At 52.0% G+C, this 26,407-nt stretch carries 26 protein-coding genes; 6 read left to right on the top strand and 20 right to left on the bottom strand.

Going from position 1 to position 26,407, the window contains the following annotated elements:
* Nucleotides 1–331: 331 nt before the first annotated feature.
* Nucleotides 332–976, top strand: coding sequence for a TetR family transcriptional regulator (locus tag ACOTSW_RS15940; protein WP_423680065.1), 645 nt, complete (start codon nt 332–334; stop codon nt 974–976).
* Nucleotides 977–1,014: 38 nt separating this feature from the next.
* Here ACOTSW_RS15940 and ACOTSW_RS15935 read toward each other — a convergent pair whose 3' ends face one another.
* Nucleotides 1,015–1,644 carry a trimeric intracellular cation channel family protein gene (locus ACOTSW_RS15935; RefSeq protein WP_423680064.1) on the bottom strand — a complete coding sequence of 210 codons (630 nt, stop codon included), beginning with the start codon at nt 1,642–1,644 and terminating at the stop codon, nt 1,015–1,017.
* A gap of 314 nt (nt 1,645–1,958) precedes the next feature.
* Here ACOTSW_RS15935 and ACOTSW_RS15930 point away from each other — a divergent pair, with 314 nt between their 5' ends.
* The 5 genes from ACOTSW_RS15930 (at nt 1,959) to ACOTSW_RS15910 (ending at nt 5,996) form a co-directional block, all read left to right on the top strand.
* Nucleotides 1,959–2,225 carry a type B 50S ribosomal protein L31 gene (locus ACOTSW_RS15930; RefSeq protein ID WP_423680063.1) on the top strand — a complete coding sequence of 89 codons (267 nt, stop codon included), beginning with the start codon at nt 1,959–1,961 and terminating at the stop codon, nt 2,223–2,225.
* Nucleotides 2,226–2,321: 96 nt separating this feature from the next.
* Entirely contained in the window at nt 2,322–4,043 is a 1,722-nt protein-coding gene (locus ACOTSW_RS15925; RefSeq protein WP_423680062.1) for an ArnT family glycosyltransferase, read from the top strand.
* A 323-nt stretch (nt 4,044–4,366) separates the two neighbouring features.
* Nucleotides 4,367–4,666, top strand: a complete 300-nt coding sequence (locus ACOTSW_RS15920; protein ID WP_423680061.1) for a hypothetical protein — start codon at nt 4,367–4,369, stop codon at nt 4,664–4,666.
* Between the two features lie 110 nt (nt 4,667–4,776).
* On the top strand, nt 4,777–5,049 hold the full coding sequence (locus ACOTSW_RS15915) for a hypothetical protein (protein WP_423680060.1): 273 nt from the start codon (nt 4,777–4,779) through the stop codon (nt 5,047–5,049).
* 110 nt (nt 5,050–5,159) lie between these two features.
* On the top strand, nt 5,160–5,996 hold the full coding sequence (locus tag ACOTSW_RS15910; RefSeq protein ID WP_423680059.1) for a hypothetical protein: 837 nt from the start codon (nt 5,160–5,162) through the stop codon (nt 5,994–5,996).
* Nucleotides 5,997–6,250: 254 nt separating this feature from the next.
* On the opposite strand, the gene ACOTSW_RS15905 is transcribed toward ACOTSW_RS15910, so the two are convergent.
* The 19 genes from ACOTSW_RS15905 to aceK form a co-directional block, all read right to left on the bottom strand.
* On the bottom strand, nt 6,251–7,165 hold the full coding sequence (locus ACOTSW_RS15905; protein ID WP_423680058.1) for a hydroxymethylglutaryl-CoA lyase: 915 nt from the start codon (nt 7,163–7,165) through the stop codon (nt 6,251–6,253).
* Nucleotides 7,166–7,211: 46 nt separating this feature from the next.
* Nucleotides 7,212–7,955, bottom strand: coding sequence for a pyridoxine 5'-phosphate synthase (locus ACOTSW_RS15900; protein WP_423680057.1), 744 nt, complete (start codon nt 7,953–7,955; stop codon nt 7,212–7,214).
* 9 nt (nt 7,956–7,964) lie between these two features.
* A complete protein-coding gene (locus tag ACOTSW_RS15895; RefSeq protein ID WP_423680056.1) occupies nt 7,965–8,366 on the bottom strand; it encodes an endonuclease domain-containing protein in 402 nt (133 codons plus the stop codon).
* A gap of 424 nt (nt 8,367–8,790) precedes the next feature.
* Nucleotides 8,791–10,794, bottom strand: a complete 2,004-nt coding sequence (locus ACOTSW_RS15890) for an acetyl/propionyl/methylcrotonyl-CoA carboxylase subunit alpha (protein ID WP_423680055.1) — start codon at nt 10,792–10,794, stop codon at nt 8,791–8,793.
* A 97-nt stretch (nt 10,795–10,891) separates the two neighbouring features.
* A complete protein-coding gene (gene bioB, locus ACOTSW_RS15885) occupies nt 10,892–11,920 on the bottom strand; it encodes a biotin synthase BioB (protein ID WP_423680053.1) in 1,029 nt (342 codons plus the stop codon).
* 10 nt (nt 11,921–11,930) lie between these two features.
* Nucleotides 11,931–12,629 carry a dethiobiotin synthase gene (gene bioD / locus ACOTSW_RS15880; protein ID WP_423680052.1) on the bottom strand — a complete coding sequence of 233 codons (699 nt, stop codon included), beginning with the start codon at nt 12,627–12,629 and terminating at the stop codon, nt 11,931–11,933.
* The gene (gene bioF / locus ACOTSW_RS15875; RefSeq protein ID WP_423682347.1) at nt 12,629–13,840 is read right to left on the bottom strand and encodes an 8-amino-7-oxononanoate synthase; all 1,212 of its coding nucleotides are present in this window, start codon (nt 13,838–13,840) and stop codon (nt 12,629–12,631) included. The genes bioD and bioF overlap by 1 nt, the downstream gene beginning before the upstream one ends.
* Nucleotides 13,841–13,911: 71 nt before the next feature.
* Nucleotides 13,912–15,249 (bottom strand): adenosylmethionine--8-amino-7-oxononanoate transaminase, encoded by a 1,338-nt coding sequence (gene bioA / locus ACOTSW_RS15870; protein WP_423680051.1) that lies wholly within the window; start codon nt 15,247–15,249, stop codon nt 13,912–13,914.
* A 199-nt stretch (nt 15,250–15,448) separates the two neighbouring features.
* Complete coding sequence (locus tag ACOTSW_RS15865; protein ID WP_423680050.1) at nt 15,449–15,970, bottom strand: DUF1569 domain-containing protein; 522 nt, start codon at nt 15,968–15,970, stop codon at nt 15,449–15,451.
* Nucleotides 15,967–16,767, bottom strand: coding sequence for an enoyl-CoA hydratase/isomerase family protein (locus ACOTSW_RS15860; protein WP_423680049.1), 801 nt, complete (start codon nt 16,765–16,767; stop codon nt 15,967–15,969). Before ACOTSW_RS15860 ends, ACOTSW_RS15865 begins: the two co-directional genes overlap by 4 nt.
* A gap of 36 nt (nt 16,768–16,803) precedes the next feature.
* Nucleotides 16,804–17,736, bottom strand: coding sequence for a dienelactone hydrolase family protein (locus ACOTSW_RS15855; protein ID WP_423680048.1), 933 nt, complete (start codon nt 17,734–17,736; stop codon nt 16,804–16,806).
* A gap of 5 nt (nt 17,737–17,741) precedes the next feature.
* Nucleotides 17,742–19,364, bottom strand: coding sequence for a carboxyl transferase domain-containing protein (locus ACOTSW_RS15850; protein ID WP_423680047.1), 1,623 nt, complete (start codon nt 19,362–19,364; stop codon nt 17,742–17,744).
* A gap of 21 nt (nt 19,365–19,385) precedes the next feature.
* A complete protein-coding gene (locus ACOTSW_RS15845; RefSeq protein WP_423680046.1) occupies nt 19,386–19,787 on the bottom strand; it encodes a YchJ family protein in 402 nt (133 codons plus the stop codon).
* A complete protein-coding gene (locus tag ACOTSW_RS15840) occupies nt 19,784–20,188 on the bottom strand; it encodes a rhodanese-like domain-containing protein (protein WP_186863423.1) in 405 nt (134 codons plus the stop codon). Before ACOTSW_RS15840 ends, ACOTSW_RS15845 begins: the two co-directional genes overlap by 4 nt.
* Nucleotides 20,189–20,275: 87 nt before the next feature.
* Nucleotides 20,276–20,881 (bottom strand): 2-hydroxychromene-2-carboxylate isomerase, encoded by a 606-nt coding sequence (locus ACOTSW_RS15835; RefSeq protein ID WP_186897551.1) that lies wholly within the window; start codon nt 20,879–20,881, stop codon nt 20,276–20,278.
* A gap of 47 nt (nt 20,882–20,928) precedes the next feature.
* On the bottom strand, nt 20,929–22,059 hold the full coding sequence (locus ACOTSW_RS15830) for an acyl-CoA dehydrogenase family protein (protein ID WP_423680045.1): 1,131 nt from the start codon (nt 22,057–22,059) through the stop codon (nt 20,929–20,931).
* Between the two features lie 40 nt (nt 22,060–22,099).
* Entirely contained in the window at nt 22,100–22,768 is a 669-nt protein-coding gene (locus tag ACOTSW_RS15825; protein ID WP_423680044.1) for an SDR family oxidoreductase, read from the bottom strand.
* Nucleotides 22,769–22,994: 226 nt separating this feature from the next.
* Nucleotides 22,995–24,176 (bottom strand): acetyl-CoA C-acetyltransferase, encoded by a 1,182-nt coding sequence (locus ACOTSW_RS15820; protein WP_423680043.1) that lies wholly within the window; start codon nt 24,174–24,176, stop codon nt 22,995–22,997.
* Between the two features lie 111 nt (nt 24,177–24,287).
* Complete coding sequence (aceK, locus tag ACOTSW_RS15815) at nt 24,288–26,072, bottom strand: bifunctional isocitrate dehydrogenase kinase/phosphatase (RefSeq protein WP_423680042.1); 1,785 nt, start codon at nt 26,070–26,072, stop codon at nt 24,288–24,290.
* Between the last annotated feature and the right edge of the window lie 335 nt (nt 26,073–26,407).

Here is a 26,407-nt window from a genome sequence, read left to right as displayed (position 1 = left end):
ATATTCAGATAACGATGACATTTTGATTACGAATAGTTAAATCATTGGCATTCACGATGACTCTTGCTTAACTGTGGTGCGAACTTAGGTACTCTTATTATCATCCAGACAGCGTTCATCCTGCTGTAACAAACTATGGAGTTTTAGTAAAAGAAGTGTACTACCGCAAACTTCGTTTAAATAGAGTCATTCTGGTATTGCGATATTTGTTTACCCCTCTTAAGATGCCGACCAAACGCGAGAGAGAAAAACGTATCAGCAAAGTGATATCAGCGCTTCGGGTTGCCTTCGTAACTCAAAGACATGCACTTGGTAAGCAGTAAGGAAAATCATGGCAAGAAAGACGAAAGAAGAAGCTCAGGAAACCTATACGGCACTGTTAGATGCTGCGGAAGATGTCTTCTCCACCAAAGGCGTCACCAACACAACGCTGAATGATGTTGCATGTGCAGCAGGAATGACGCGTGGCGCGATTTATTGGCACTTCAAAGATAAAAACGCGCTGTTCCAGGCCATGTGCGACCGCGCTTTCCTGCCGATGGAAGCTTTATTAAACGAAATCAGTGATGCGCCCCAGAAAGATCCGATTGCAGCGTTGCGACAGCTGAACGTACATTTTCTGAAACTCGTTTCCAGCGACCCCCGTCAGCGTAAGGTATTCGAGATTATTTTTCATCGCAGTGAGCGTAATGCTGAACTTCCTTACTTCGAAACTGAAAAAGAAAAGCGCACCGAATGCCTGAATAAAGTACAGATCATTATCAACAACGCTGTGGCTTCCGGCCAGTTACCAGCAGAAACCGATACATGGATTGCGATGCATGCGAATCACAGCTTTCTGGTCGGACTCATCAGTGAATGGCTGGAAGACACCGATGCCTATTGTATCAATACACATGCAGAAGATATGGTGGATATGTTTTTAAGCGGCCTGCTGACACGCCCGCCACTCAAAAAAAATCGTGCGACAACCTGAGCGCAGGACAACTCAAGACACATCCGCTACCAGCTTGCTCAGGCTGGCAACTTCAGGTCAAACTTCACTGCTAACATCCTCAGCGTGAAAGTGCTGATGATGCCGGCAAACAAAGCGGCGGCATCGTTGAACTGAAAGTATGTCATCCCCAGATAAACCCAGCAGCCTGTGAAAGCACAGGTGGCATACAACTGACCACGCCGGAATACCATGGGAATCTCGTTACAGAGTACGTCCCGCAGCACGCCACCAAAGATACCGGTGATCACTCCCATCATGGCGCAGACAAAAGCCGGCATATTCAATTCCAGTGCCAGCGAGGTACCTGTTACACTGAATAATCCCAGCCCCAGAGCATCGGCCCACTCAATCACACTTTCAGTCACAGCATGGCGCAAATGACGGAATAAAGGTGTCGCGATCAAAGCCAGCAGGAAAATCAATATAGGATATTCCTGATTTTCGACCCAAAATAACGGCCGGCGATCAAGTAATAAATCACGCAGGGTTCCACCTCCAAATGCGGTAATGAAGGCTACTGTGAATACGCCGACAGGATCCATACGCTTACGCCTGGCCTCTATAAATCCGGAACAGGCAAAAGCCACGACGCCAGCCACTTCAATCGTGTGCAACATTGCGTTCATCCCTGCATAGCTTGCCGCCATATTTTTTCTCATGTCATTCAATAATGCTGAATTTTAACTGCTGTCTCCGTACATCGAAACTAAAACAGCCTGATCATCCGGATCAATACAATGCAGAAATCTGCAAACAGTATCTGAATGTGTCATCGGGCAAACATTGTGAAACAAGCCGTGTGGCATCAATTACCAATCCTATTGTATAATCGCGGGCTTGGTATTTTGCACGCGCAAGATCCATGATTACTTTAACTCTGGCAAGTGATACGCAATCGGGTCAAGAAGCAAGCCGACCGACGAAGTGCTTATTGGCTACCAAACTTTATATTGAGGCAAGCATGAAAGAAGGCATCCACCCAAACTATCGTGAAGTGTTGTTCCACGACGTTTCTAACGATTTCAAATTCATCACACGTTCAACTATCAGCACTAAAGATACTGCTGAATTTGAAGGCAAAGAATACCCACTGGTGAAAATTGAGGTTTCCGCAGAATCCCATCCGTTCTACACTGGTAAGCATAAAATCGTTGATACAGCTGGTCGCGTTGACAAATTCCGTAAAAAGTTCGGCAGCGTTGGTTCCAAGACTTCTGTTGCTAACTAATTCGTGCAATGATTTAAATAAAAAAGGCAGCTCAGGCTGCCTTTTTTACTTCTTCTTTCCTTACAATAAGCACGCTTTCCACCCACACTTAAAGCTATGAAGCCAGTTCGTCTTCCTGCCTCTGCCACAATTGCCCTTCCCCGCTGGGGAATCCTGGCACTCTGTTTGCTCTATATCCTGCCAGGCCTGATTGGACGAGACCCCTGGAAAGGCGATGATGCGACAAGTTTCGGCATCATGTGGACAATGGCACAGGGCACGCTTTCCGACTGGTTGTGGCCACACATTGTTGGGTTACCCATGGCAGAAAAAGGACCGTTAGCGTTCTGGCTGGGCGCCATCTGCATCAAATTGTTCGGCGGTATTCTTGGCGACCCGATGGCAGCGCGGCTATCAACCGGTTTTTTCTTTTTACTAGGATCAGTTTCGGTCTGGTATGCAACCTATCTGCTTGGGCGCCGAGCAGAAGCCCAACCACTCAAACTCGCTTTTGGCGGTCAACCCGACCCTAAAGATTTCGGGCGGACACTTGCAGACGGTGCTTTACTGATCTACCTGGGATGTCTTGGTTTGCTGGTACGCAGCCATGAAACCGGTGCTGAAACATTGCAAATTTCACTGGTGGCATTCACTCTGTATGTTTGCGTCCGCCTGCTCGATAAGCCGAAAATTTCTCTCAGTGCACAACTGGGACTAGGCCTCGGTCTGCTTGTCCTGACAAAAGGATGGGTACTGCCTGCGACCCTATTTCTGGTATTGATCGCATTGTGTGTCTATCGTCAACAAGCTCAGCATATCAAGTTTATTTTTTTGGGGTTACCTGTTGCCTTAATTCCGGTGGCAATTTGGCTGCTCGCAATAAAAATCAACCATCCCTACGACAGCAGCCCAATCCCCGCCTGGATGTTGTGGAATTACCGCCAGATTAATTGGCCCAGCCTCGACAGTATCAGTTACTTTTTCAAATACAGCATCTGGTTTGCGTGGCCGGCCTGGCCTTTTGCTGCATGGGCTATTTATGCATGGCGCAGACAAGAAAGGGCGTTACATATAGCGCTACCCTCAGCATTCCTGATTGGATTTATCGTTCTGGCCTTGATGAGTCAAAACTCAGAAGAAAGCTTATTATTACCTCTGCTGCCACCGATAGCGATTCTCGCTGCATTCGGCCTGCCTACAATGAAACGCAGTGCCATCAACGCCGTAGACTGGTTTGCCGTGACAGTGCTCACCGGTACTGCCGGCTTCATCTGGCTGGGCTGGATAGCAGAACAAACCGGCTTTCCTGAAAAGTTGGGCGAGAAAATTCTGAGACTCGCACCCGGCTTTGAAGCCAGCTTCAATCCATTCGTATTTGCACTTGCATCGATTGCAACGCTTGCGTGGTTTTTGCTTGTTTACTGGCGTATTTCGCGGCAACCATCGGTTCTCTGGCGAGCGGTTGTGCTGTCAAGCGGCGGGCTTATTTTATGCTGGCTATTACTGCTGACATTATGGCTGCCCTGGATAAATCACAGGATAACTTATGCCAGTGTTGCAGAAGATCTTGCCCAGCAACTACCAAACAAATCATACTGTATTGATGGGTATATAGGCCCCTCGCAGAGAAGCGCTTTTGCTTATTTCGGAAAAATTCAATTTGCCGGATTTTCAGATCACGACTGTGGTTATCTGATGATTCAGAATAGCCGAAAACAATCTGCCTCAGCCGTCATGCCCGCCCATCTTGATCCGGAACAATGGGAATCTGTCTGGAAAGGACACAGGGCTGCCGACAAAGATGAATTATTTATATTGTATCGTCGTAAATTGCAGTAATTGCAGAAATGCGTATATCGGGTCTGTGACGACCCGATATGATTGAGATGACGCAGCGTCAATCACGGAAGACTTAACCAGAGATTCACAAGGAAAGGTTCAAGTTAGAATCTGAGAAATGCGGTAGACAAAAGAATCAGAACATAAACATACTCCGATCAATACCATCCCTGGAGCCTGTAAGAATTTCTGTGTAAATGCCACGGAACAAGTCAGTGATCGTATTTTTGAATGCGATCACCAAACTCAATCATAAAACGATTTAAGGCCATACGCCAATTGTGAGCAGTAATCGGGGCATGGCAAACTCGTGTTGGATCGGTGTGAAAACCTTAACAATACGAGTTTGCCTTTCTTTTTCAAAGGCTTACGTTCAAACGTCAACAGACCCTAGTCGAGCGCAAATTGCAGAGATTGGCGCCAGCACCCCAAGTTATCATGTTTTAACCTCAAAAGAGGTTAGAGATATCTACACTAAAAAGAAGGAGGAAAAGTTTAAAAAAGGTACAAAAGGGCCTATATCATTTGGATTTGCGGACGTTCAGTTTGAACAGAACAAATGGATAAAAGTTAAAAATGCCTTGCTACTAAACGTACGCAAAGCACCTGGTAACAATGCCTAACTCTGCAGTCGAGCGGGACAACCAACAAGCTGCGCTTGTTGGTGCCCTCCGCGCTTCCCGCTCCGGCTGCCCCTCACTTTCACGTTAGAACTCACAACAAGAGGTGTCCTGTGGCACATGAAATCGAATTCCCTCGCAACATAGACAACGTGCTTGCTTCCGCTAACGAGCACGGTCTCTATGTGATATCCGGATGGACTATTGGCATTCCGCGACAAGTCGCTATCGACTACGCCAAGTCAATCAACACTGACCCGAATGCAGGCTTCTTTCAGTATGAAGGCAAGGTGGTTCTCTCTCATCGAGACAGCAAGATCACCCTGTCTCAGCAAGAGGCCAATGCAATAGTCGATCTAATCAAGGCGGCTTATGGTCCGTTCTAACAATTCATTCAAGCCGATGCCGCTTCGCGGCGCGGCTTAACTTAAGCGTTAGGCCGCAAGAAATCCGCTCGCAGGCGACAAACACAAACACCGAATAAGCAGGAGTAGCAATGTTCAGCCTCATAGTTAAAGGCAATGCGTGGGCCGACGACCAAGACAGATTCCCTAGCAGCCGCGTGTTCGAGTACACAGACGCTGATCTACAGACTCGATTCCAACCAAATGGCGTCTTAGATTTGGCGGCACTTATGCAACTGCCGACCGTATTTGTCGAAGAGACCAGTGGGCGTGGAGATCAAGTGGCGCGAGTCGGGCGTCTGGTTGCTGGACACTTAGTTAATCGCGAACTCGTTCTTGAATACATCTACGATCCAGGAATTCCACCTCTCACCAATCGCCATTTTCAAACCTTTGCGGCTGAGCTGGAAATTACGGATTTCCAGTTCAGCCGGACGCATTGGTCAGTGAAATCAGCCGACCTATTCCGCTCGCTTCTTCGGAACCTCCAGCCCCGCAGGAGTCGGCCGACCGTCTTTCAATTGCAAGACCCCGAGTCCATCGAGCCCACGCTCATATCGGCCATGATGCCATTCCACCCCAACTTCACTCCGGTGTATGAAGCGTTACAGAGAGTGGCTGCTGCTTGTGGCCTGCGGTGCCGTAGGGCTGACGACATCTGGGAAAACCCAGCCGTCATTCAAGATGTTGTTTCTCTGATCGATAAATCTCGGATTGTCATCTGTGACTGCACGGGCCGAAATCCCAACGTTTTTTATGAGGCTGGTATTGCTCACACGCTCGGACGTGAAGTAATACTTATCACTCAGAGCGCGGAAGACATTCCATTTGATCTTCGGCATCTTCGTTATGTCCAGTACCTCAACAATGGCGAAGGTCTTACACAATTGCAAACACGTCTACAGCAACGCCTTGAGGCACTCGGATAACCCGTCACTGCCTAACTAGGCGGTCAAGCGGACGTCGCTTACCTTGGGCGTTGAGCCTCTCATGGATCAGACACTCAAGCCGTTCGCTGGTGTTCGTGTTAGACGACTCCTTAGCAAAGCGGCGTATGACGGTTGGTGCATAAACCAGCGCCAGCATCGGAGAAAACGCAGCAAACGATTACGCTATCCGCCACCACTTTCCAGCGGTTTGAACACCGCTGATTTCCTCACTCCTCATCAGCCCCCTCACTGCTTCACCCCGCCCGTTTTGCCGCAATCGCATTGCCTGCGCGGCTGACGGCTTTGCGGCCGAGGTGGGTGGAGATGAATTGTCCGGCGTCGACCACGGCATTCAGGTCAATGCCTGTTTGGATGCCTAATCCCTGCATCAGGAACAGCACGTCTTCGGTGGCGACGTTGCCGGTGGCGCCTTTGGCGTAAGGGCAGCCGCCGAGGCCAGCGACGCTGGAATGGAAGATACTGATGCCGACTTCCAGACTGGCGTAAATATTCGCCAGCGCCTGGCCGTAGGTGTCATGAAAATGGCCGGATAAACTGTGCAGCGGAAATTCTTGTGCGACGAGTTGCATCACGTGTTGCACCTGGCGCGCAGTGCCGACGCCGATGGTGTCGGCGATGTCGATTTCATCGCAGCCCAGATCGCGCAGGCGGCGGACGACATCGGTGACGCTGGCAGGTGCGACTTCGCCCTGATACGGGCAACCGAAAGCGCAACTGATGGAGCCGCGCAAACGGATGTTATTTTGCTTGGCCGCCAGCGCGACATCGCGGAAACGTTCTATCGATTCTTCTATCGAGCAATTGATATTTTTTTGCGCAAAGGCTTCGGAAGCGGAGCTGAAAATCACGACTTCATCAGCACCGGCAGCGAGCGCGGCTTCAAAGCCTTTCATATTCGGCGTCAGCACCGAATAAATCACGCCGGGTTTGCGGCTGATGCCTGCCATGACTTCGGCAGACGTGGCCATCTGCGGCACCCATTTGGGCGAGACAAAAGAGGCGGCTTCGATGTTCACAAAACCGGCAGCGGTGAGGCGATTGACGAGTTCGATTTTAATGTCGGCGGGGATGCTTTCTTTTTCGTTTTGCAGGCCGTCACGCGGCCCGACTTCAACGATTTTGACTTGTTGCGGTAGTGATGTGTTCATCTGTTTTCCCTTGCCTGCATAGTCTGTGGATGGCTTATGCGTGTGCTTATGCCTGCGCTGCGGTGCGGATGATGTCGAGATACTGGCGTGTGACATTGTCCATGCCTTGTTCCAGGCTTTCAACGATCACGGCATGACCGATAGAGACTTCGAGTATGTCTTTGATCTGCAAAAATTTGCCGAGGTTTTGCAGGTTCAGATCATGCCCGGCATTCACACCCAGACCGGCGCGTTGTGCACGCAAAGCAGTGTCGGCAAAGGTCTGCAGCACCGCATCGTTTTTTGGTGTGCCATAGGTTTCGGCATACGGCTCGGTATATAACTCGACGCGGTCGGCACCCATTTGTTTTGCCAGCGCCAGATCGGCATCGCTGATACCGGCATCGACAAACAAGCTGCTGCGTATGCCAGCGGCTTTTAAGCCCGCCAGCACTGGCTGTAACAAGGTGGCATCTTTGCGCATGTCCCAGCCGTGATCGGAAGTCAGCTGATCCGGCGCATCCGGCACCAGCGTGCATTGCGCGGGGCGATAGCGATAGACGACTTCCATGAATTCCGCTGCCGGGTAACCTTCGACGTTCAATTCTGCACCGCGCTGCTGGCACAACTGCCCCAGACTTTCGACATCAGAATAACGCGCATGGCGTTGATCCTGACGCGGATGCAAAGTGATGCCCGCTGCGCCAAGATCGAGAAAACGCGCAGCAAACGCATCGACATCAGGATAATTGCGACCGCGCGAATTGCGCAGTAAGGCGATTTTGTTGATATTGACAGAGAGTAGAGTCATGCTTATTCCTTAGGCGATACGCGCATTGCAGGCGTGATCGCGGTTGACACAAATACGGTAAATTTCTTCCAGCACGGCTTCTGTTTCATTGAGCATCTGATGATTCCAGAAACGGAGCACCGTGATATTTTTCTGTTCTAAAAATGCATCGCGCCGCTGATCGTAGTTTTGCTGTTCGCTATGCTGCCCGCCATCGAGTTCGATCACCAGCCTGTGTTCTGCACAATAAAAATCAACGATGTAAGGCGCAATCACATGTTGCCGCCGGAACTTGGCATTCGCCAGCCGGCGGTTGCGTAACAAACTCCACAACAAGGCCTCAGCATCCGGCATCGACGTTCGCATTGCCCTGGCATAGCGCTTTAAATCTTCCGGCACAACGCTGGGATGACGAGGAAAGAGGTCAGGCATATTGTTCACTCTCAACGGCACTATCTGTCGGTAAAGTTTGCTTTGTTTTGCAGTGTGCTTCCCTCGCCCGATTTCGAAAGAGGGCTGCTTTTTACTCCCCTCACCCGCTCGCGGGAGAGGGGCTGGGGGTGAGGGCAATGCCGTTGATCATTCCACGGCTAATTCAGCGCCCTCATCCCTGCCCTTCTCCCGCGCGCGGGCGAAGGGTTCTGACTGCTTATTCTATCTTCGCGCTTACTGCCTTACTGCATCAACGCTAGTCATTCTGCGCCTACAGCAAATACTCTCCCCTCGCCCACTGGTAGGAGAGGGGTTGGGGTGAGGGCAATGCCGTTGATCATTCCACGGCTAATTCAGCACCCTCATCCTTGCCCTTCTCCCGCGCGCGGGCGAAGGGTTCTGACTGCAAATTCTATCGTCGTTCTTACTGCGCAAACGCCAGCAATTGTGCGCCTTCGCTGACCTGATCGCCGATCGCATACAACACGTCGTCGATCACGCCATCGTGCGGAGCGGAAATCGTGTGTTCCATTTTCATGGCTTCCATAATCAGCAGCGCATCGCCTTTTTTGACTTCCTGAGCTTTCGCAACTAACACGGCGACGATCTTGCCCGGCATCGGTGCGGTCAGGCGGCCGCCTTCGGCTTCGGTTTCACCGGCATGGGCAAGTGCATCGCTGTAATGCAGATCGGTATGCACGCCCTGGCTGAACACGTGGAAGTGTTCGCCATCGCGCACGACGGTGCCGCTGACGGTGCGGTCTGCGATTTTCAGTACCAGATCGCTGCTGCCGCTACCACTGACAGACGCGAGCCGGACATCAACCGCGCCACTGTCGGTGCGTAATGTCCAGCCATCAGCCAGATACGTGAGCTGCACACTGTGCTGGTGATGTTCTTCAGCGAACTGCAAGCTGCGCTGCATCAGGCTGTTCATGCGCCAGCCGTGGCTGCTCTGCCACGGGTCACTGCCGCCGGATTTTTCAGACAGCAACAGAGACACCACCGCCAGTGCAATCACATCCTCAGATGCTGGCCGCGCTGGAGGAAAAAGTTGTGCTTCGTTACGCGCAATCAGGCCAGTATCAAGATCGGCATTGGCAAAGGCGTCGCTGGCGATCAGGCGCGACAGGAAGGCGATATTCGATGACAAACCGACGATCTGGTATTGCGACAAGGCCTGCGCCATCCGTGCCAGTGCTTCGGTACGGTCTTTGCCCCAGACGATCATTTTGGCGATCATAGGATCATAAAACGGCGAAATCGTATCGCCTTCGCGCACGCCGCTGTCGATGCGGAAACCTGCTGGCTCTGCGCTGCCGCCGAGTTCAAAATTCACGGCTGCCGGAGTGCGCGCATGACGCAAAGTGCCTATCGATGGCAGGAAACCTTTTTCAGGATTTTCCGCATACACGCGCGCTTCTATCGCATGGCCGTGTATCTGCAATTGTTCCTGTTGCAATGGCAAGGCTTCGCCTGCTGCGACACGCAATTGCCATTCCACCAGATCGGTGCCGGTGATCATTTCTGTGACCGGATGTTCTACCTGCAAGCGCGTATTCATTTCCATGAAATAGAAAGAACCATCCTGGTTAGCAATGAACTCGACCGTGCCCGCGCCGACATAACCCACCGCTTTGGCTGCGGCGACAGCGGCTTCGCCCATTGCGGCGCGGCGTTCCGGCGTCATGCCGGGTGCCGGCGCTTCTTCCAATACTTTCTGATGACGACGCTGTACCGAGCAATCGCGTTCAAACAGATATACGCAATTGCCATGCGTATCGGCAAACACCTGAATCTCGATATGACGCGGACGTTGCAGATATTTTTCTGCCAGTACTTTATCGTCGCCAAAAGAATTGATCGCTTCGCGTTTGCAGGACGCCAGCGCTTCTTTGAAATCCTTGCTGTGTTCAATCACGCGCATGCCTTTGCCACCACCACCGGCACTGGCTTTCAGCAAGACCGGATAACCGATGCGATCAGCTTCGTTCTGCAAAAAATCGGCATCCTGATTGTCGCCGTGATAGCCGGGCACCAGCGGCACATTGGCTTTTTCCATTAGCGATTTTGCTGCCGATTTGCTGCCCATTGCTTCGATCGCAGAGGCTGGCGGGCCGATAAAAGCAATGCCGTTTTTAGCGCAGGCTTCGGCAAATTCACTGTTTTCAGACAAGAAACCATAACCCGGATGGATCGCCTGTGCACCCGTCGCTAAAGCCACTGCAATAATTTTGTCAGCACACAGATAGCTTTCTTTGGCGGTAGCCGGACCGATCAGCACGGCTTCGTCGCAAACCGCCACATGCTTGGCATTGGCGTCCGCTTCCGAATAAACGGCGACGGTTTTGATACCCATGCGGCGTGCAGTAGCAGCGACACGGCAGGCGATTTCGCCACGATTGGCGATCAGGATTTTGGTGAACATGTCTCGTTGTCCTTATTTTTTGGAGTAGCAGATACAAGCCTGTCAGACAGGCGGGAGCATGGCGTACGGCGTGTATCGGCTGTATTTTTTAAATGATTTAACTGCAGCTACCCGCTTTTGCTTCGACTTTGCCACGGGTTTTCAAACCTAATTTATCCAGCAAGACGCGATCATCCGCGGCTTCCGGATTTTCTGTCGTCAGCAATTTATCGCCGTAAAAAATCGAATTCGCGCCAGCCAGGAAACACATCGCCTGCACCGCTTCGCCCATCTGACGGCGACCTGCGGACAAACGGACACGCGCTTTCGGCATGGTGATACGGGCAACCGCAATCGTGCGGATGAACTCGAGCGGATCCAGCGGATCCAGCCCGTGCAAAGGCGTACCTTCGACCTGCACGAGATGATTGACCGGTACTGATTCCGGATACGGATTCAGATTCGCCAGTTGCGCGATTAAGCCCGCACGCTGACGCCGAGATTCGCCCATACCGACGATACCGCCGCAGCAGACTTTCAGGCCAGCGGTGCGCACATGACCCAGCGTATCAAGCCTATCCTGATATTCGCGGGTGGAAATCACATTGCTGTAAAACTCCGGTGCGGTATCCAGATTGTGGTTGTAGTAATCAAGACCGGCAGCCGCCAGACGTTGTGCCTGTTCTTCTTTCAGCATGCCGAGCGTGGCGCAGGTTTCCAGACCCATGGCTTTGACTTCACGCACCATGGTTTCGACTTTTTCCATGTCGCGGTCTTTTGGTGAGCGCCATGCTGCGCCCATGCAGAAACGGGTCGCGCCGTTTTCACGCGCCGCTTTGGCAGCATCCAGCACTTCGCGTACATCCAGCATTTTTTTCGCTTCCACGCCGGTATCGTAACGCGCGGCTTGCGGACAATAGCCACAATCTTCTTCGCAGCCGCCGGTCTTGATCGACAGCAGCGTCGCCAGCTCGACATCACCATCCGGGAAATTGGCGCGATGCGCGGTCTGTGCTTTGAACATCAGATCGTTGAATGGCAAATCAAACAGCGCCAGCACCTCATCAACCGGCCAGGTTTCGGCTTCGATTTTTTTGACGGGCGCTTGAAACTGTACGGCGTGTTGCTGAGTGTCATTGGCTTGCATAAAACTTCCTTTACTTCAAAAAATTCAGATCAAGATATGCAGCGGCAGCATGTGCCTTCTGCGTATCCTCAAGGTTCAGACGCGGAATACTTCCCAGCAGCGGTGCGGATAAACGATCACGCAGGGCGGCGATATTTTCGTCGGGATACAACATCTGCGTATCGACAATATTTGCAACCCAGCCCGCCAGTCGAAAACCACGGGCGGCGATTGCTTGCGCCGTCAGCAGCGCATGATTGATACAACCGAGGCGTATACCAACCACCATAATCACTGGCAGATTCAATACCTGCGCCATGTCTGCGGTGTCATGGCGCTCATCCAGCGGTACGCAGAAACCACCAACGCCTTCAACGATCACGGCATCAGCGAGCTGCATCGCCTGTTGATATGCATCCACAATCTGCGGCAGCGAAATATCGATCTGTTCGCGTTGCGCCACGATGTGCGGCGCTGCCGGTGTCTGCATCAGATACGGACAAACGATGTGTTGCGGTGCTTTCACGTCGGACGCCTGCACCAAGCTATCAACATCCTCGTTATGCCAGACGCCATCTTGTAATACTGCACCAGCCGCGATAGGTTTCATCCCCAAACTACGCGTGCCGCGTCGTGACAAAGCCAGCAGCAACGCGCTGCTGACCAGGGTCTTGCCAATTTCGGTGTCAGTACCGGTCACAAAATAATCATGCGGACGCAACGCGGACATCAGGCCACCTCCGCAAAACACTGCGCCACATAATGTATCTGATCCAGACGGTTAATCGCCTGCACTAATTGCAGTACCTGCACTTCCGTATGGGCGGCAGACAAGGTCACGCGCAGACGCGCTGTATCGAGCGGTACCGTTGGTGGACGTATCGCCCCTACCCAGTAACCCTGATCCAGCAGATTGCCGGCAACGGCCAGCATCGCATCATTTTTGCCGATAACCACCGGTTGAATCGCGGTGTCAGACGGCATGCCGTGCCAGACTTTTAAGTCCTGACCGTGGCGGAACATGTGTATGAGCTTGTTCAGATGTGCGCGTCTTTGCTGCCCTTCTTCACCGGCAATAATATCGATGCTGGTCAGCAGTGCATGCGCCAGCGCAGGCGCCGCAGCAGTGGTGAAAATATAGGCACGGGCTTTTTGTATCAGCCATTCGATCACGGTTTCATGCGCGGCGACAAACGCTCCACCGACACCGGCAGCTTTACCCAGCGTCCCCATATAGACCAGATTCGGTGAGCGCAGATTGAAATGTTCCAGCACACCGCGACCATGTTCACCCAACACACCGAAGCCATGCGCATCATCGACAATCAGCCACGCATCATATTGTTCGCATAAAGCCAGCAAGGCAGGAATATCGGCGATATTGCCATCCATACTGAAAACGCTGTCGGTGACGACGATACGTTTTTTGCTTGTGCAATTTTTCAGCATGGCTTCCAGCGCGGCGTAATCGCGGTGCGCGAACACCTGGGTTGCGGCACGCGACAAACGCACACCGTCAATCAGCGAAGCGTGGTTCAGTTCTTCTGAAAACACGGCAGCATCTTTGCCTGCCAGCGCAGTGATCACGGCCTGATTCGCCATGTAACCGGTGCAGAAATACAAAGCACGCGCCTGATCGATATTCGGTGTCATGAATTCTGCGAGCTTCTGTTCCAGATTCGCATGCGCGCGACTGTGACCGCTGATCAGATGCGATGCACCGCTGCCTGCGCCATACAGACTGACACCTTTTTGCAAAGCCTGCATTACCAGTGGATGCGCAGCCAGCCCCAGATAATCGTTGCTGCAAAAGGCGACGTAGTCTTTACCATCGGCACGCACATTCGGCGCGCATGGCGTTTCTACGGTGCGGCGACGACGGATCAGATGCTGTGCTTCCAGCGCATCGAGATCATCACGCAAGGTTTGCAACAGCGGCATTCTGGCAGCAGCAATCCGCAGATTGCCGCTCTTGTCATTCGCTTGATTACTTTGATTACCACTCATACCGCTCATGCCATAACCTCTTCAAATACTTTCATGGTCTTCTGTGCCAGCAAAGCGATTTCATCATCGCTCAGAATATACGGTGGCATCAGATAGACACTGCGCCCTATCGGGCGCATCAATAATTCCTGCTGCAAGGCGGCGCTGAAAAAACGGCGCGAAAATGTCGCGGCTTTTTCAGCATCATCGACAATCGCATCAAACGCAAAAATCATCCCTTGCTGGCGGACGTGCCGCACACGCGGATCATCGCGCAATGGTGCAAATGCATCGGCAAACATCTGTGCTTTACGGCGATTCTGCGCCAGCACATCGTCCTCTTCAAAAATCGCCAGCGTCGCCAGTGCCGCACGGCAGGCCAGCGGATTGCCGGTGTACGAATGCGAGTGCAAAAAGCCACGCCGTACATCGGCATCGTAAAATGACTGATAGACCGCATCGGTCGTCATCACCAGACTCAGGGGCAGATAGCCGCCGCTGATGCCTTTCGACAGACATAAAAAATCAGGCCAGATCTGCGCCGATTCACAGGCGAAGAAAGTGCCGCTGCGGCCACAACCGACCGCAATTTCATCAGCGATCAGATGCACCTGATACTGATCACACAATTCGCGCAGACGCCGCAGATACACAGGATCATGCATCGCCATGCCAGTCGCGCATTGCACCAGCGGCTCGATAATCACTGCGGCGATCTTGCCTTCGCGCTGCTGCAACACACGTTCCAGATCAGCTGCAGCACGCAAAGCGACATCGGTCGCCGTTTCGCCTGCCTGCGCCAGACGTGCATCCGGCGAAGCGACCACATGTGCCCGTTGCAGCATGGGGCCATAGGCTTCGCGGAACAGGCTGACATCCGTGACTGCCAGCGCACCGACGGTTTCACCGTGATAGCTGCCTTGGATGCAGATAAACTCCTGCTTATCAGTTTGGCCGCGGTTACGCCACGAATGGAAACTCATCTTCAGCGCAATTTCGACCGCCGATGCACCATCGGAAGCGTAAAAGCAATGACCAAGTTGATGGCTGGTTAACGCGGCTAATTTTTCTGATAATTCTATGACCGGCGTATGCGTAAAACCGGCCAGCATTGCATGTTCTAACTGATCAAGCTGATCCTTGAGTGCGGCATTAATGCGTGGATTGGCGTGACCAAACAGATTCACCCACCATGAGCTGATGGCATCGAGATAACGCTTGCCATCCATATCGTACAGCCATGCACCGCGCCCGTGACTGACCGGAATCAGGGGCACCGTTTCATGGTGCTGCATCTGGGTACACGGATGCCAGACATGTTGCAGGCTGCGTGCGACCCATTCATTTTGTGTATTGAAATTCAAACTTGCTCCAGACTACTTTTAAAACCCGCACATTTTACGGGCATTTCCAGCTAATTTAATTTCGCAAGCCGCATAAATACTGAGCATCTGTATTGAAAGTTTTTAAAAAAACCATGTTATTCCTGCAGGATAACCACACATTCAACGAAGAAAGTCTCGGCTACAAGGATTGCCGCAATGCGATGCCCAAGGCGCATTATCAAGTCTGCATTTCGAGCAGATGGTTTTCAATATGCATCACATGGGCATGCGCAAATTCCGTCTTACTCAGCAAGCCATACGCGAAGTGCGGTTGCAGCTGACCACGATATGCCTGAAACTGCTGCAAGGCAGTGATCACCAGATCAATCGCCTCATTCACATTGCCCTCGTCAGCAATAGCCGGGGCGCCGGGAATAGGCTCGGTCAGATTGTGGCGCATCGCACCGGCAACTGAGAATGCGTAAAAAGCCGCGCTGCCCGCCGTGTGCTGAAATACTTCTGATTTCAATTCAGGATAGCCGCTCATCGAATACTGTATGCTCTGCGCCAGATGCACAAACACCTTGTACGGCGACCAGCCGCTTTTGGCGGCTAACTGCCGTGACTTCAGGCTGTCTAACAGGGTCAGCATACGCTCTACCGATGTGATTTCTACGGTCGATTTGCGGTACGTCGCCAGACCTGCTGCTGCCAGCGCCGTCACTGCGACGGCCCCCGTCAATAAGGTGCGCTTTTTCATACTAACCACTCCGGTTTGCGTTTTTCCAGGAAAGAACGCACGCCCTCGCGCCCTTCATCAGACGCGCGTATCTGCGCAATGCCTTCCACCGTCGCCGCGATCAGTTCCGGCGTCAGCTCACGGCTGGCGACGTCCTGTACCAGGCGCTTGGCCTGACGCACGGCATGCGGGCTGTTCGATACCAGCGCCTTGACGATCTCTGCCACTTTGCTATCGAGCATGTCAGCGCTCACCACTTCATGCACGAAGCCGGTACGATGCGCCTCTGTCGCACTGAAACGTTCGGCTGTGATGAAATAACGCCGCGCCGCGCTCTCGCCCATGGCCTTGATCACATACGGCGAAATCGTCGCCGGAATCAGGCCGAGCTTCACTTCACTGAGGCAGTAATTTGCGCTATCCACACTGACCGCAATATCACATGCGGCCACCAGCCCCATGCCACCGGCATAGCAATCGCCCTGCACTTTAGCGACCACCGGCTTGCTGCAACGGTAAATCGCCGCCAGCATCGCTGCCAGCTGAGCAGCATCGGCAAGATTTTCGGCATGCGTGTAATCCGCCATCTTCTTCATCCAGTTCAGATCAGCACCGGCACAAAACGCCGGGCCATTCGCTGCCAGCACAATCGCACGCACAGCCGCGTCCGCATCGAGTGCCTGAAACACCTGCGTGATTTCCGCTATCGTAGTTTCATTGAACGCATTGCGCACATCGGGACGATTCAGGGTCACGGTGGCAACTCGCTGATCTACGTGAACGGTCAGCGTTTGCAGGGAATCATTATTAACTGTCATTGTGCATGTCTCTTATATTCTGCAATTATTTTTTGATTATTGACGGAAGCCATTGGCATCTAAAAATTCGCTGACCAGCGGCTCCCAGATTTTTATCCCCGACGAAAAGAGGCTGTGGCCATCTTTCGCGAACGGCGACATTAATCTGAACTCGGCCTTGCCACCGGCTTTTACAAATGCGGCATGCCATGCCTGGCTGTAACGCGGTGAAAAATACTGATCGTTTTCGGTGTAAATCCAGAGCATAGGTGCTTTGCTGGTCTGTCCGAAAGTCGCATACATTTTTTCGAGTTTATGTCCTTCGCAAGGCTCACCCGGATGACCGACAGGATCACCACCGGAACCACCGGCAAAATTAATCGCGGCAACTAAGCCAGGCGGATTCTTCGCCGTCGTTGCGACTGTGCTGTAACCACCGACCGACTGACCGACGATCACCAGACGGCTGGGATCAACAAATTTTTGCTGACGCGCATGGTCGATTACCGCCAGAATTTCGGTACTGGCCGCTTCTGCCATCGGTGCGTAATTCTTCCGGTTACATGCGCCACTGTCTTCGGGATCAGGATCAGTGCCCATTTCGCCATAACCGATACGGGTCGGTTCAAATACCGCGAATCCCCGCCGAACAAAATAACGGACTTGCTGGGTATAGCGAAAACGCGGCGGTTCGGCACGGTTCGTCGCACTGCGCCCATGATTTAAAATCAGAATTGGAAAAGGTCCATCGCCATCGGGCTTAAATTGCGTGATGACGACTTTGCCTGTAATGGAACGGCCATACAGATCCTTCACCGTAACATCAATTGCGCTGACCGATTCATTTAAATCTTTTGCCAGCTTTGCCGTTGCGGCAGCTGGTGCAGCAGCCAACGTATCGGCATTCTGTGCCTGTGCATGCGCGGGTGTGAACGCAGACACCCACAACAGCATTAATGCAAATCCGCAAATAAAATCACCGCGTCTCATGATCATTACATCCTGAATAACCCAAACTTCAGATCCGGAATCGGCGCATTCAGCGCGGCACTCAAGCCCAACCCCAACACCATGCGGGTATCGGCAGGGTCGATCACACCGTCATCCCATAAACGGGCGGAGGCGTAATACGGATGCCCCTGATGTTCGTATTGCTCTTTGATCGGTTGCTTGAATGCGGCTTCTTCGTCGGCACTCCAGCTGCCGCCTTTGCTTTCGATGCCATCGCGTTTCACGGTCGCCAACACACTGGCGGCCTGTTCGCCGCCCATCACGCTGATACGTGCGTTAGGCCACATCCACATGAAGCGCGGCGAGAAAGCGCGGCCGCACATACCGTAATTACCGGCACCAAAACTACCGCCGATAATGACAGTAAACTTCGGTACATTCGCTGTCGCTACGGCCGTCACCATCTTCGCGCCGTTACGTGCAATGCCTTCGTTTTCATATTTGCGCCCGACCATAAAGCCAGTAATGTTCTGCAAAAACACCAGCGGAATTTTGCGCTGGCAGCACAGTTCGATGAAGTGCGTGCCTTTCAATGCAGACTCAGAAAACAAAATGCCATTGTTTGCAATGATGCCGACCGGCATGCCGTGAATATGTGCAAAGCCGCAGACTAAGGTCGTGCCATAGCGCGCTTTAAATTCGTCGAAATGGCTGCCATCGACGATCCGCGCAATCACTTCGCGCACATCGAAAGGCTTGCGCGTATCGACCGGAATCACGCCATACAATTCACTGGCCGGATACTTCGGTTCTTCGACTGCTTTCAGCACCACGGTCTGTGGCTTCTGACGGTTCAGATTCGAGACAATGGTGCGCGCCAGCGACAACGCATGCGTATCGTTCTGCGCCAGATGATCGACCACGCCGGATAAACGCGTATGCACATCGCCACCGCCGAGGTCTTCGGCGCTGACGACTTCACCCGTTGCGGCTTTTACCAATGGCGGGCCGCCGAGGAAAATCGTGCCCTGATTTTTAACGATAATGGATTCATCACTCATCGCCGGTACATACGCGCCGCCAGCAGTACAGGACCCCATCACCACCGCGATTTGCGGAATGCCTTTGGCCGACATCGTTGCCTGATTGTAGAAAATGCGACCGAAGTGATCGCGATCCGGGAACACATCATCCTGATTCGGCAGATTCGCACCACCGCTATCGACCAGATAAATGCAGGGCAGATTATTTTGCTCAGCAATCTCCTGTGCGCGCAGATGTTTTTTGACGGTCATCGGATAATAGGTACCGCCTTTAACGGTCGCATCGTTACAAACGATCACGCATTCCTGACCGGCGACACGACCGATACCGGTAATCACGCCTGCCGACGGTGCCGCATCATTGCCATTTTTTTCCTTGTACATGTCATAGGCCGCAAGCTGGGAAAATTCCAGAAACGGCGTGCCTGCATCCAGCAGCATTTGCACACGATCACGCGGCAACAATTTACCGCGCGCCAGATGTTTGCTGCGCGCTTCGTCTCCGCCACCCAACGCTATTTTTTCTATTTTAGCTTTCAGATCATCCACCACCACCTGCATTGCAGCGGCATTGGCTTTGTAATCATCAGAACGTGGGTTCAGTTTGGATTCTAGGATTGTCATTATTTGGATTCCGGTATTGATTTATTTTTGAGGAAAGCTGCCGTCGACATACAACCATTTGCCGTCATATTTCAAAAAACGGCTGACTTCGTGCAGGCGGTGCGCCTTACCTGCAATTTTGTAGCGAGCGACAAACTCCACGATGGCCTGATCGCCGTCCTGCTGATGTTTCCTGACTTCCAGCCCCAGCCAGTTAGTCGGATCATCATGTGTGATGCGCTCTGACGGACAAGTGCGCTCATCCCAAGTCGCGCGCAGATAGGCTTCATCATTGCGCGTATAAGCGCTGTAACGCGAACGCATCAGCGCTTCTGCTGTTGGTGCGACTTCTGCACCGCTGATATAAACACCACAGCATAGTTCATACTTTTTTGCTGAACCGCAGGGACACAGGTTCGCATTTTTTTGCTCTTGACGACTCATACCACTTTCTTGATTTCCTTAGCAACAGTCGGTGCGCCTGCGGCTTTCCAGGCAGTAAAACCACCTTCGATATGAGCAACATTTTCCAAGCCCATATCCATCAACGTCTTGGTGGTCAGGGCACTACGCCAGCCTGCAGCGCAAAATAAAATAAATTCTTTATTCTCACCGAATACAGGGCGGAAGTAAGGTGAGTCCGGATCAACCCAGAATTCGATCATGCCGCGCGGTGCGTGGAATGCTCCCGCAATCACGCCTTCACGCTCAAGCTCACGAATGTCGCGCACATCGATAAATTGCACGTCACCTTTATCCAGCTTCGTCAGTGCTTCTGCGACGCTGTAAGTCCTGATCTGTGCGTATGCTTCGTCCACTAACTGCTGATAGCCCTTTTTCAACATGCTGTTCTCCTCGTGACGCAGAAAAATTCTGCGTTTGCTGACCGGTTATGTTTTGATGAGTCCGATTTTTTATCTGGATGATGCTGATTAAAAACCACCTTGCGCCAGCCAGTGTTCGACTTGCGGCAGGCGATCATTGCCCCAGAAAGATTCGCTATCGACGATGATCCACGGTGCGCCAAAGATGCCTTTTTCTATCGCCTGTTCGCATTGCTCTTTCAGCGCCTGCTTGTAATGAGTATCTTCGCAGGCAGCCGCTGCAGCGGCACCAGCCAGCCCCATCGCGCTTATCTGCGCCGCCAGCCAGTCAGTGTCGTTCAATGCTGCCGGTCCGGAGAAATATGCACGTGTGACCTGACGCACGAATTCACCGACACGCTTCGGCGCAGTGTCCTGCAGCCACAGGCAAACCCTTGCGGTATTCTGGGTTGCGATAGGAAACGGTTCAGGCAAAACAAACGGCACGCCTGCATAACGCGCGGAGCGTAAAAAATCATGCTTGAAATAATCCGCCATTTGCGGTGGCCGCATGGTCAGCGGACTCGATCCGGTCACTTTGAATACAGCCCCCAGCAACATCGGTTTCCAGCTCACTTCGCGACCGTGCCTGGCCGCCAGTTGTTCTATGGATTGCGCAGCGATATATGCATACGGCGAAACAAAATCAAACCAGAATTCGACAGGTGCTTTCATCACGGTGTCCTTTTATAAATGCAGGATGCTGTTGACAAGGTATACGCTCAGGCCAGCGCGCGGCTGATCAGGATTTTTTGTATTTCTGAGGTGCCTTCGTAAATCTGGCACACGCGTACATCGCGATAAATCCGTTCTACCGGAAAATCACTGACGTAGCCGTAGCCACCGTGTATTTGTATCGCATCGGAGCAAACTTTTTCTGCCATTTCAGACGCAAACAATTTCGCCATCGCTGCTTCTTTCAGACAAGGCTTATCTGCATCTTTCATGCTCGCTGCATGCCAGATCAGCTGACGTGCAGCTTCGATCTGGGTTGCCATGTCAGCCAGTTTGAATTGCACTGCCTGATGTTCGTAAATTGATTTACCGAAGCTGTTGCGGTCTTTCGCATACGCCAGCGCCGCTTCAAATGCGGCGCGCGCCATACCGACCGATTGTGAGGCAATACCGATACGACCACCTTCCAATCCCGACAGCGCGATCTTGTACCCCATGCCTTCTTCGCCAATCAGGTTTTCAGCCGGGATACGGCAGTTCTCAAACAGAATTTGCGCGGTATCAGAAGAATGCTGACCCATTTTATGTTCTAGCCCGGCTACGATGTAACCCGGCGTTTTGGTCGGTACCCAGAATGCGCTGATCCCTTTTTTGCCCGCGGCTTTATCCGTCACCGCCATCACAATCGCGACGTCTGCATGTTTGCCGCTGGTAATGAATTGTTTGACACCGTTCAGTACATAATCGTTACCTTCACGACGTGCAGTGGTTTTCAGATCAGACGCATCGCTGCCCGCATGTGGCTCGGTCAGGCAGAACGCACCCAGCATCTCGCCTTGTGCGAGTGGCCGCAGCCACTGCTGCTTCTGTGCATCATTCGCATACATCATCGCAATACTGCACACCGGGCAGTTATTCACGGACACGACTGTCGATGTGCCGCCATCGCCGGCAGCGATTTCTTCCAGCACCAGCGCCAGCGACAGGTAATCCATGCCGGCACCGCCAAACTCCTCCGGTACCGCAACGCCGTACGCACCCATCTGTGCCAGCTCTTTTAATTCGGCGGCGGGAAAATGGTGTTCTTTATCCCAGCGTGCCGCATTCGGCACCAGTTTTTCCTGTGCAAATGCGCGTATCGCATCGCGGATCATTTCGTGTTCTGCTGTAAGTAACATACCTGGTCTCGTTCTGATGTTGTTCTGTCTTTTTTTCTGCTTACCAGTTCAGGCTGGCACCGTTGTAATTAAAAAACCTGCCGTTGTCGTCCGGCTGCAGACCTGCCAGCGTTTTGCGTATACCTTGCGCACTGTCTGTCACCGGAAGTTCAGCACCGACGCCGCCCATTTCTGTTTTAACCCAGCCCGGATGCAAGGCCACGCAGATTGCCTGTCGCGTCTGTAAAGACACATCCTTCAGTACAGAATTCAACGCGGCTTTGCTGGCACGATATAACCAGCCATGATTACCGTTACGCTCACTGATAGACCCCATCATCGACGAGATGACAGCAAGACGGCCACCGGCGTTCTCGACCAGCGGCAGCACGATAGGAAGAATCCGCATCGCTGCCAGCACATTGGTATGCATCACTTCATCAAACTGCGTATCATGCGGCGTCTGCAATCCTGTGGTGCGCGGGCCATACACGCCGGCATTCAGAATAGCGACATCGATTTTTTCATCATCGAGTCGCCAGCCAAGACCACCGCAATCGTTGATGTTCGTGACATCCAAAGGGATAGCTTCACAACCCTGCGCTTGTAATGTGCTCAGATCAACTGCCTTACGCGCCGTGGCAATCACACGCCAGCCCGCCGCTTTATATTGCAAGGCCAGTTCGTGACCGATACCGCGTGACGCGCCGATAATCAATGCTGTGGGCATCTTGCTTCCTTGTTGTCAGTTCTGCGTATGTCAGATTGCATTTCAAGATGCCCCACAGCGGTGTCGCCTGCAAGGGCTTCCTGATGAAAATAAAATTTTGTACCTATAGTTTTAACGCTGAGTAAGCGTAGCGAGCGACGCAATATTGAGTTAAGAAGCGCAGTCGTACTTGAGTACGACGAGCATCGCAGGCTCAAGAGTGCGCCGCGCAGTAGCTTAATCAGTGTTAAAAAAGTTCGATGGCCATTGCTGTGCCTTCACCACCTCCGATACACAGGGATGCCACACCGCGCTTCTTACCTTGTTTTTTCAACGCACCGATCAGCGTGATGATGATACGGGCACCGGATGCGCCGATAGGATGGCCGAGTGCACAGGCGCCACCGTGAACGTTGACTTTGTCGTGGGAGATGTCAAGATCTTTCATTGCTGCCATCGGTACGGCAGCGAACGCTTCGTTGATTTCAAACAGATCCACTGTGTCAGTCGTCCAGCCGGTTTTTTTGTACAGCTTTTGAATCGCACCAATCGGCGCTGTCGTGAACCAGCCTGGTTCCTGCGCATGCGATGCGTGGGCAACGATTTTAGCGATCGGTGTCAGACCGAGTTCTTTGGCTTTGGACTCACGCATCAGCACCAGCGCTGCAGCGCCATCGTTGATGGAGGAAGAAGATGCAGCAGTGATTGTGCCGTCTTTTTTGAAGGCTGGCTTCAGAGCTGGGATTTTGTCGAGTTTGGCTTTCAGCGGGCCTTCGTCTTTATCGATCACAACGTCACCACCACGACCGGAAACGGTAACCGGTGCGATTTCCCACGCAAACGAGCCATCTGCTGTCGCTGCTTGCGCACGTTTGACGGAAGCAATCGCAAATGCATCCTGATCTTCTCGGCTGAACTGGTATTTGGCGGAGCAATCTTCGGCAAAAGTACCCATGGAGCGGCCTTTGTCATAGGCGTCTTCGAGACCGTCGAGCATCATGTGATCGTAAATCATGCCGTGGCCGATACGATAGCCGCCGCGTGCCTTTGGAATGATGTAAGGTGCGTTAGTCATCGATTCCATACCGCCGGTGACCATCACTTCATTGCTGCCTGCGCTGATAGAGTCAAACGCCATCATGGTTGCCTTCATCGCAGAGCCGCACATTTTGGACAAAGTGACCGCGCCTGTGGACATAGGCAAACCTGCCGCCAGCAAAGCCTGACGTGCAGGTGCCTGACCCTGACCGGCCATCAGGCAGTTACCGAACAGAACTTCTTCCACCAGCTCCGGCTTGACACCAGCACGTTCAACTGCAGCTTTGATTGCCACTGCACCGAGCTGACTGGCGGTCAGGGATGCGAAATCACTCTGAAATGCCCCCATAGGGGTACGGGCTGCGCCAACGATTACGATAGGGTCTGTCATGTTTTTCTCCATTGAATGTAAGGTGATACAAAATTTCTGCTTGTCTGCTTTTCTCTGAAAACATCTGCAAGCACGATTAAGATTGCAAATACTTTTAAGACGATAAAAAAATTATTTTTGCTGCGCTAATTCTTTATTGATAAATCTGACTTCCTGCGGATAAGGGAAGACATCATCAACCTTACCCTCGACAATACGCTGCTTGCGTCCCTGCCAGTATTCGGCGGTCAGCAGATCAGCATGGTGTTTCATAAAAAATTCTTTCACTTTCTGATTTCCAAGCAGGAAGGTGCCGAATTGCTCAGGAAAGACGTCATTCTTTGCAATCGGATACCAGGGCTCAGCTGACATCTCATCTTCTTCATTGCGCGGCAACGGTATCTTGCGAAAGTTGCAGTCGGTGATGTATTCGATTTCATCGTAGTCATAAAAAACGACACGGCCATGACGTGTCACACCGAAGTTTTTATACAGCATGTCGCCGGGGAAAATATTGGCCGACACCAGATCTTTAATCGCGTTGCCATATTCCAGTACCCCCTGCTCCATCGCCTGCATATCACCCCGCTGTTCGGCTTCCGTCAGCCAGATATTGAGCGGTGTCATGCGGCGTTCTATATACAGATGCTTGATGACGACTTCTTCATCATTGACTTCGAGCATGGATGGTGCGTTCTGACGAATTTCCTCAAGCAACTCTTCAGAAAACCGTGAACGTGGAAACGCAACGTCGGAATATTCGAGCGTGTCCGCCATGCGACCTACACGGTCATGGTTTTTTACCAGCAGATATTTTTCTTTAATCAGCGCCCGGGTGGTTTCTTTCGGCGGTGGGAAACTGTCTTTGATCAGCTTGAACACATACGGGAATGAAGGCAACGCAAATACCAGCATAACCAGACCGCGGATACCGGGTGCTGCGTCTATGCAGTCCGATGAATATTTCAGATGATGCAAAAAATCACGGTAAAACAGGTTTTTACCGTGCTTTTGCAGGCCTATCATGGTGTAGATTTCGCTGCGCGGCTTCTTCGGCAAAATGCTGCGGATGAACTGCACATAAGCCGATGGTACTTCCATATCGACCATGAAATACGCACGGGTGAATGAAAACAGTACCGTAATCTGCATCACATCAAACAAGATCGTATCAAGTACCAGCTCGTTCTTGCGTTTATGCATCAACGGAATCACAAACGGATATTCGCGATTGCCGTTAATGCCTTTACCGATGATGTAGGCAGATTTATTCCGGTAAAACAAATTCGCCAGTACCTGAATCTGATGATTCGGTTCCAGTTTTTCACGCCCGAAATGCTCACGCAGGCGCGCCTCGACGGCTGCTACATCGCGATCGAGATCTTCAAATGGTGTTTCAAGCTGGAAATTGGTGACTATACGTTTGATCGTGTAATTCAGACCATCGGTTGCCGGGTAATACACGCGATAAGTCGGTGGTGTGTCATCACGCTCTATGTATTCGGTTGAGGTTGCCGGACGCACGAAAATGAAATCATTATGAAAATAATTTCTGTTAAGTAATTTTGTGCAAACGGTATTGAAAAAAGTCTCGGCCAGTTCCGGACGCAGATGATCAATCAGCAAACCCATGTAATGCAGTTTGACTTCGCGCCAGACCTCATCGGTCAGATCATTTTCGTCATAGTCATCTTCCAGCGTGCGTACGCATTCGCGCACACGCGTATCGTAAAACTGGATACGCTCACGTGCCGCAATCTGTGCAGCCTTCCAATCACCGGTTTCAAAAAACCGCTTCGCCCTCTGACTACTGATGCGGAATAAATGGTAATGCTTGTCAAAACCATCCAGTATCGTGCGTGCAATATCAAACGCGATCTGAGACGACAATAATTTCGGAAAATGTGTGTTTGGCATGGCGATGGCTCAGGACAGGTTAAACCGGGTTTTCCAAGCCTCTAGTTTTACCATATCAACGGTAATACCATCACATACGATGATCAAGGGATGCGTAAATTCTGTGGATACAGACAAATTCTGATACCTTGCAAGCAGCATAACGATGCCTGAACGCACACCAATAAGACAATATCTGCACCAGCCAGCGGGCTGCACATCAGCCATCTTCCGCCAGACTGACTGATGCAGACGGGCAAAAAACTGGCGATGTGCGGGCACCGGTGTGATGAGATCTGATCGGGTCATAGCGGAAATCGTGGCAACGTATGTGCAGTCGTTTCAGTCCGGGGATT

It is taken from the genome of Undibacterium sp. WLHG33, from assembly GCF_049544815.1.
GTDB lineage: Bacteria > Pseudomonadota > Gammaproteobacteria > Burkholderiales > Burkholderiaceae_D > Undibacterium.
Note: the sequence above shows the minus strand (reverse complement) of the source record. Positions and strands in the feature narration are given on the sequence as shown.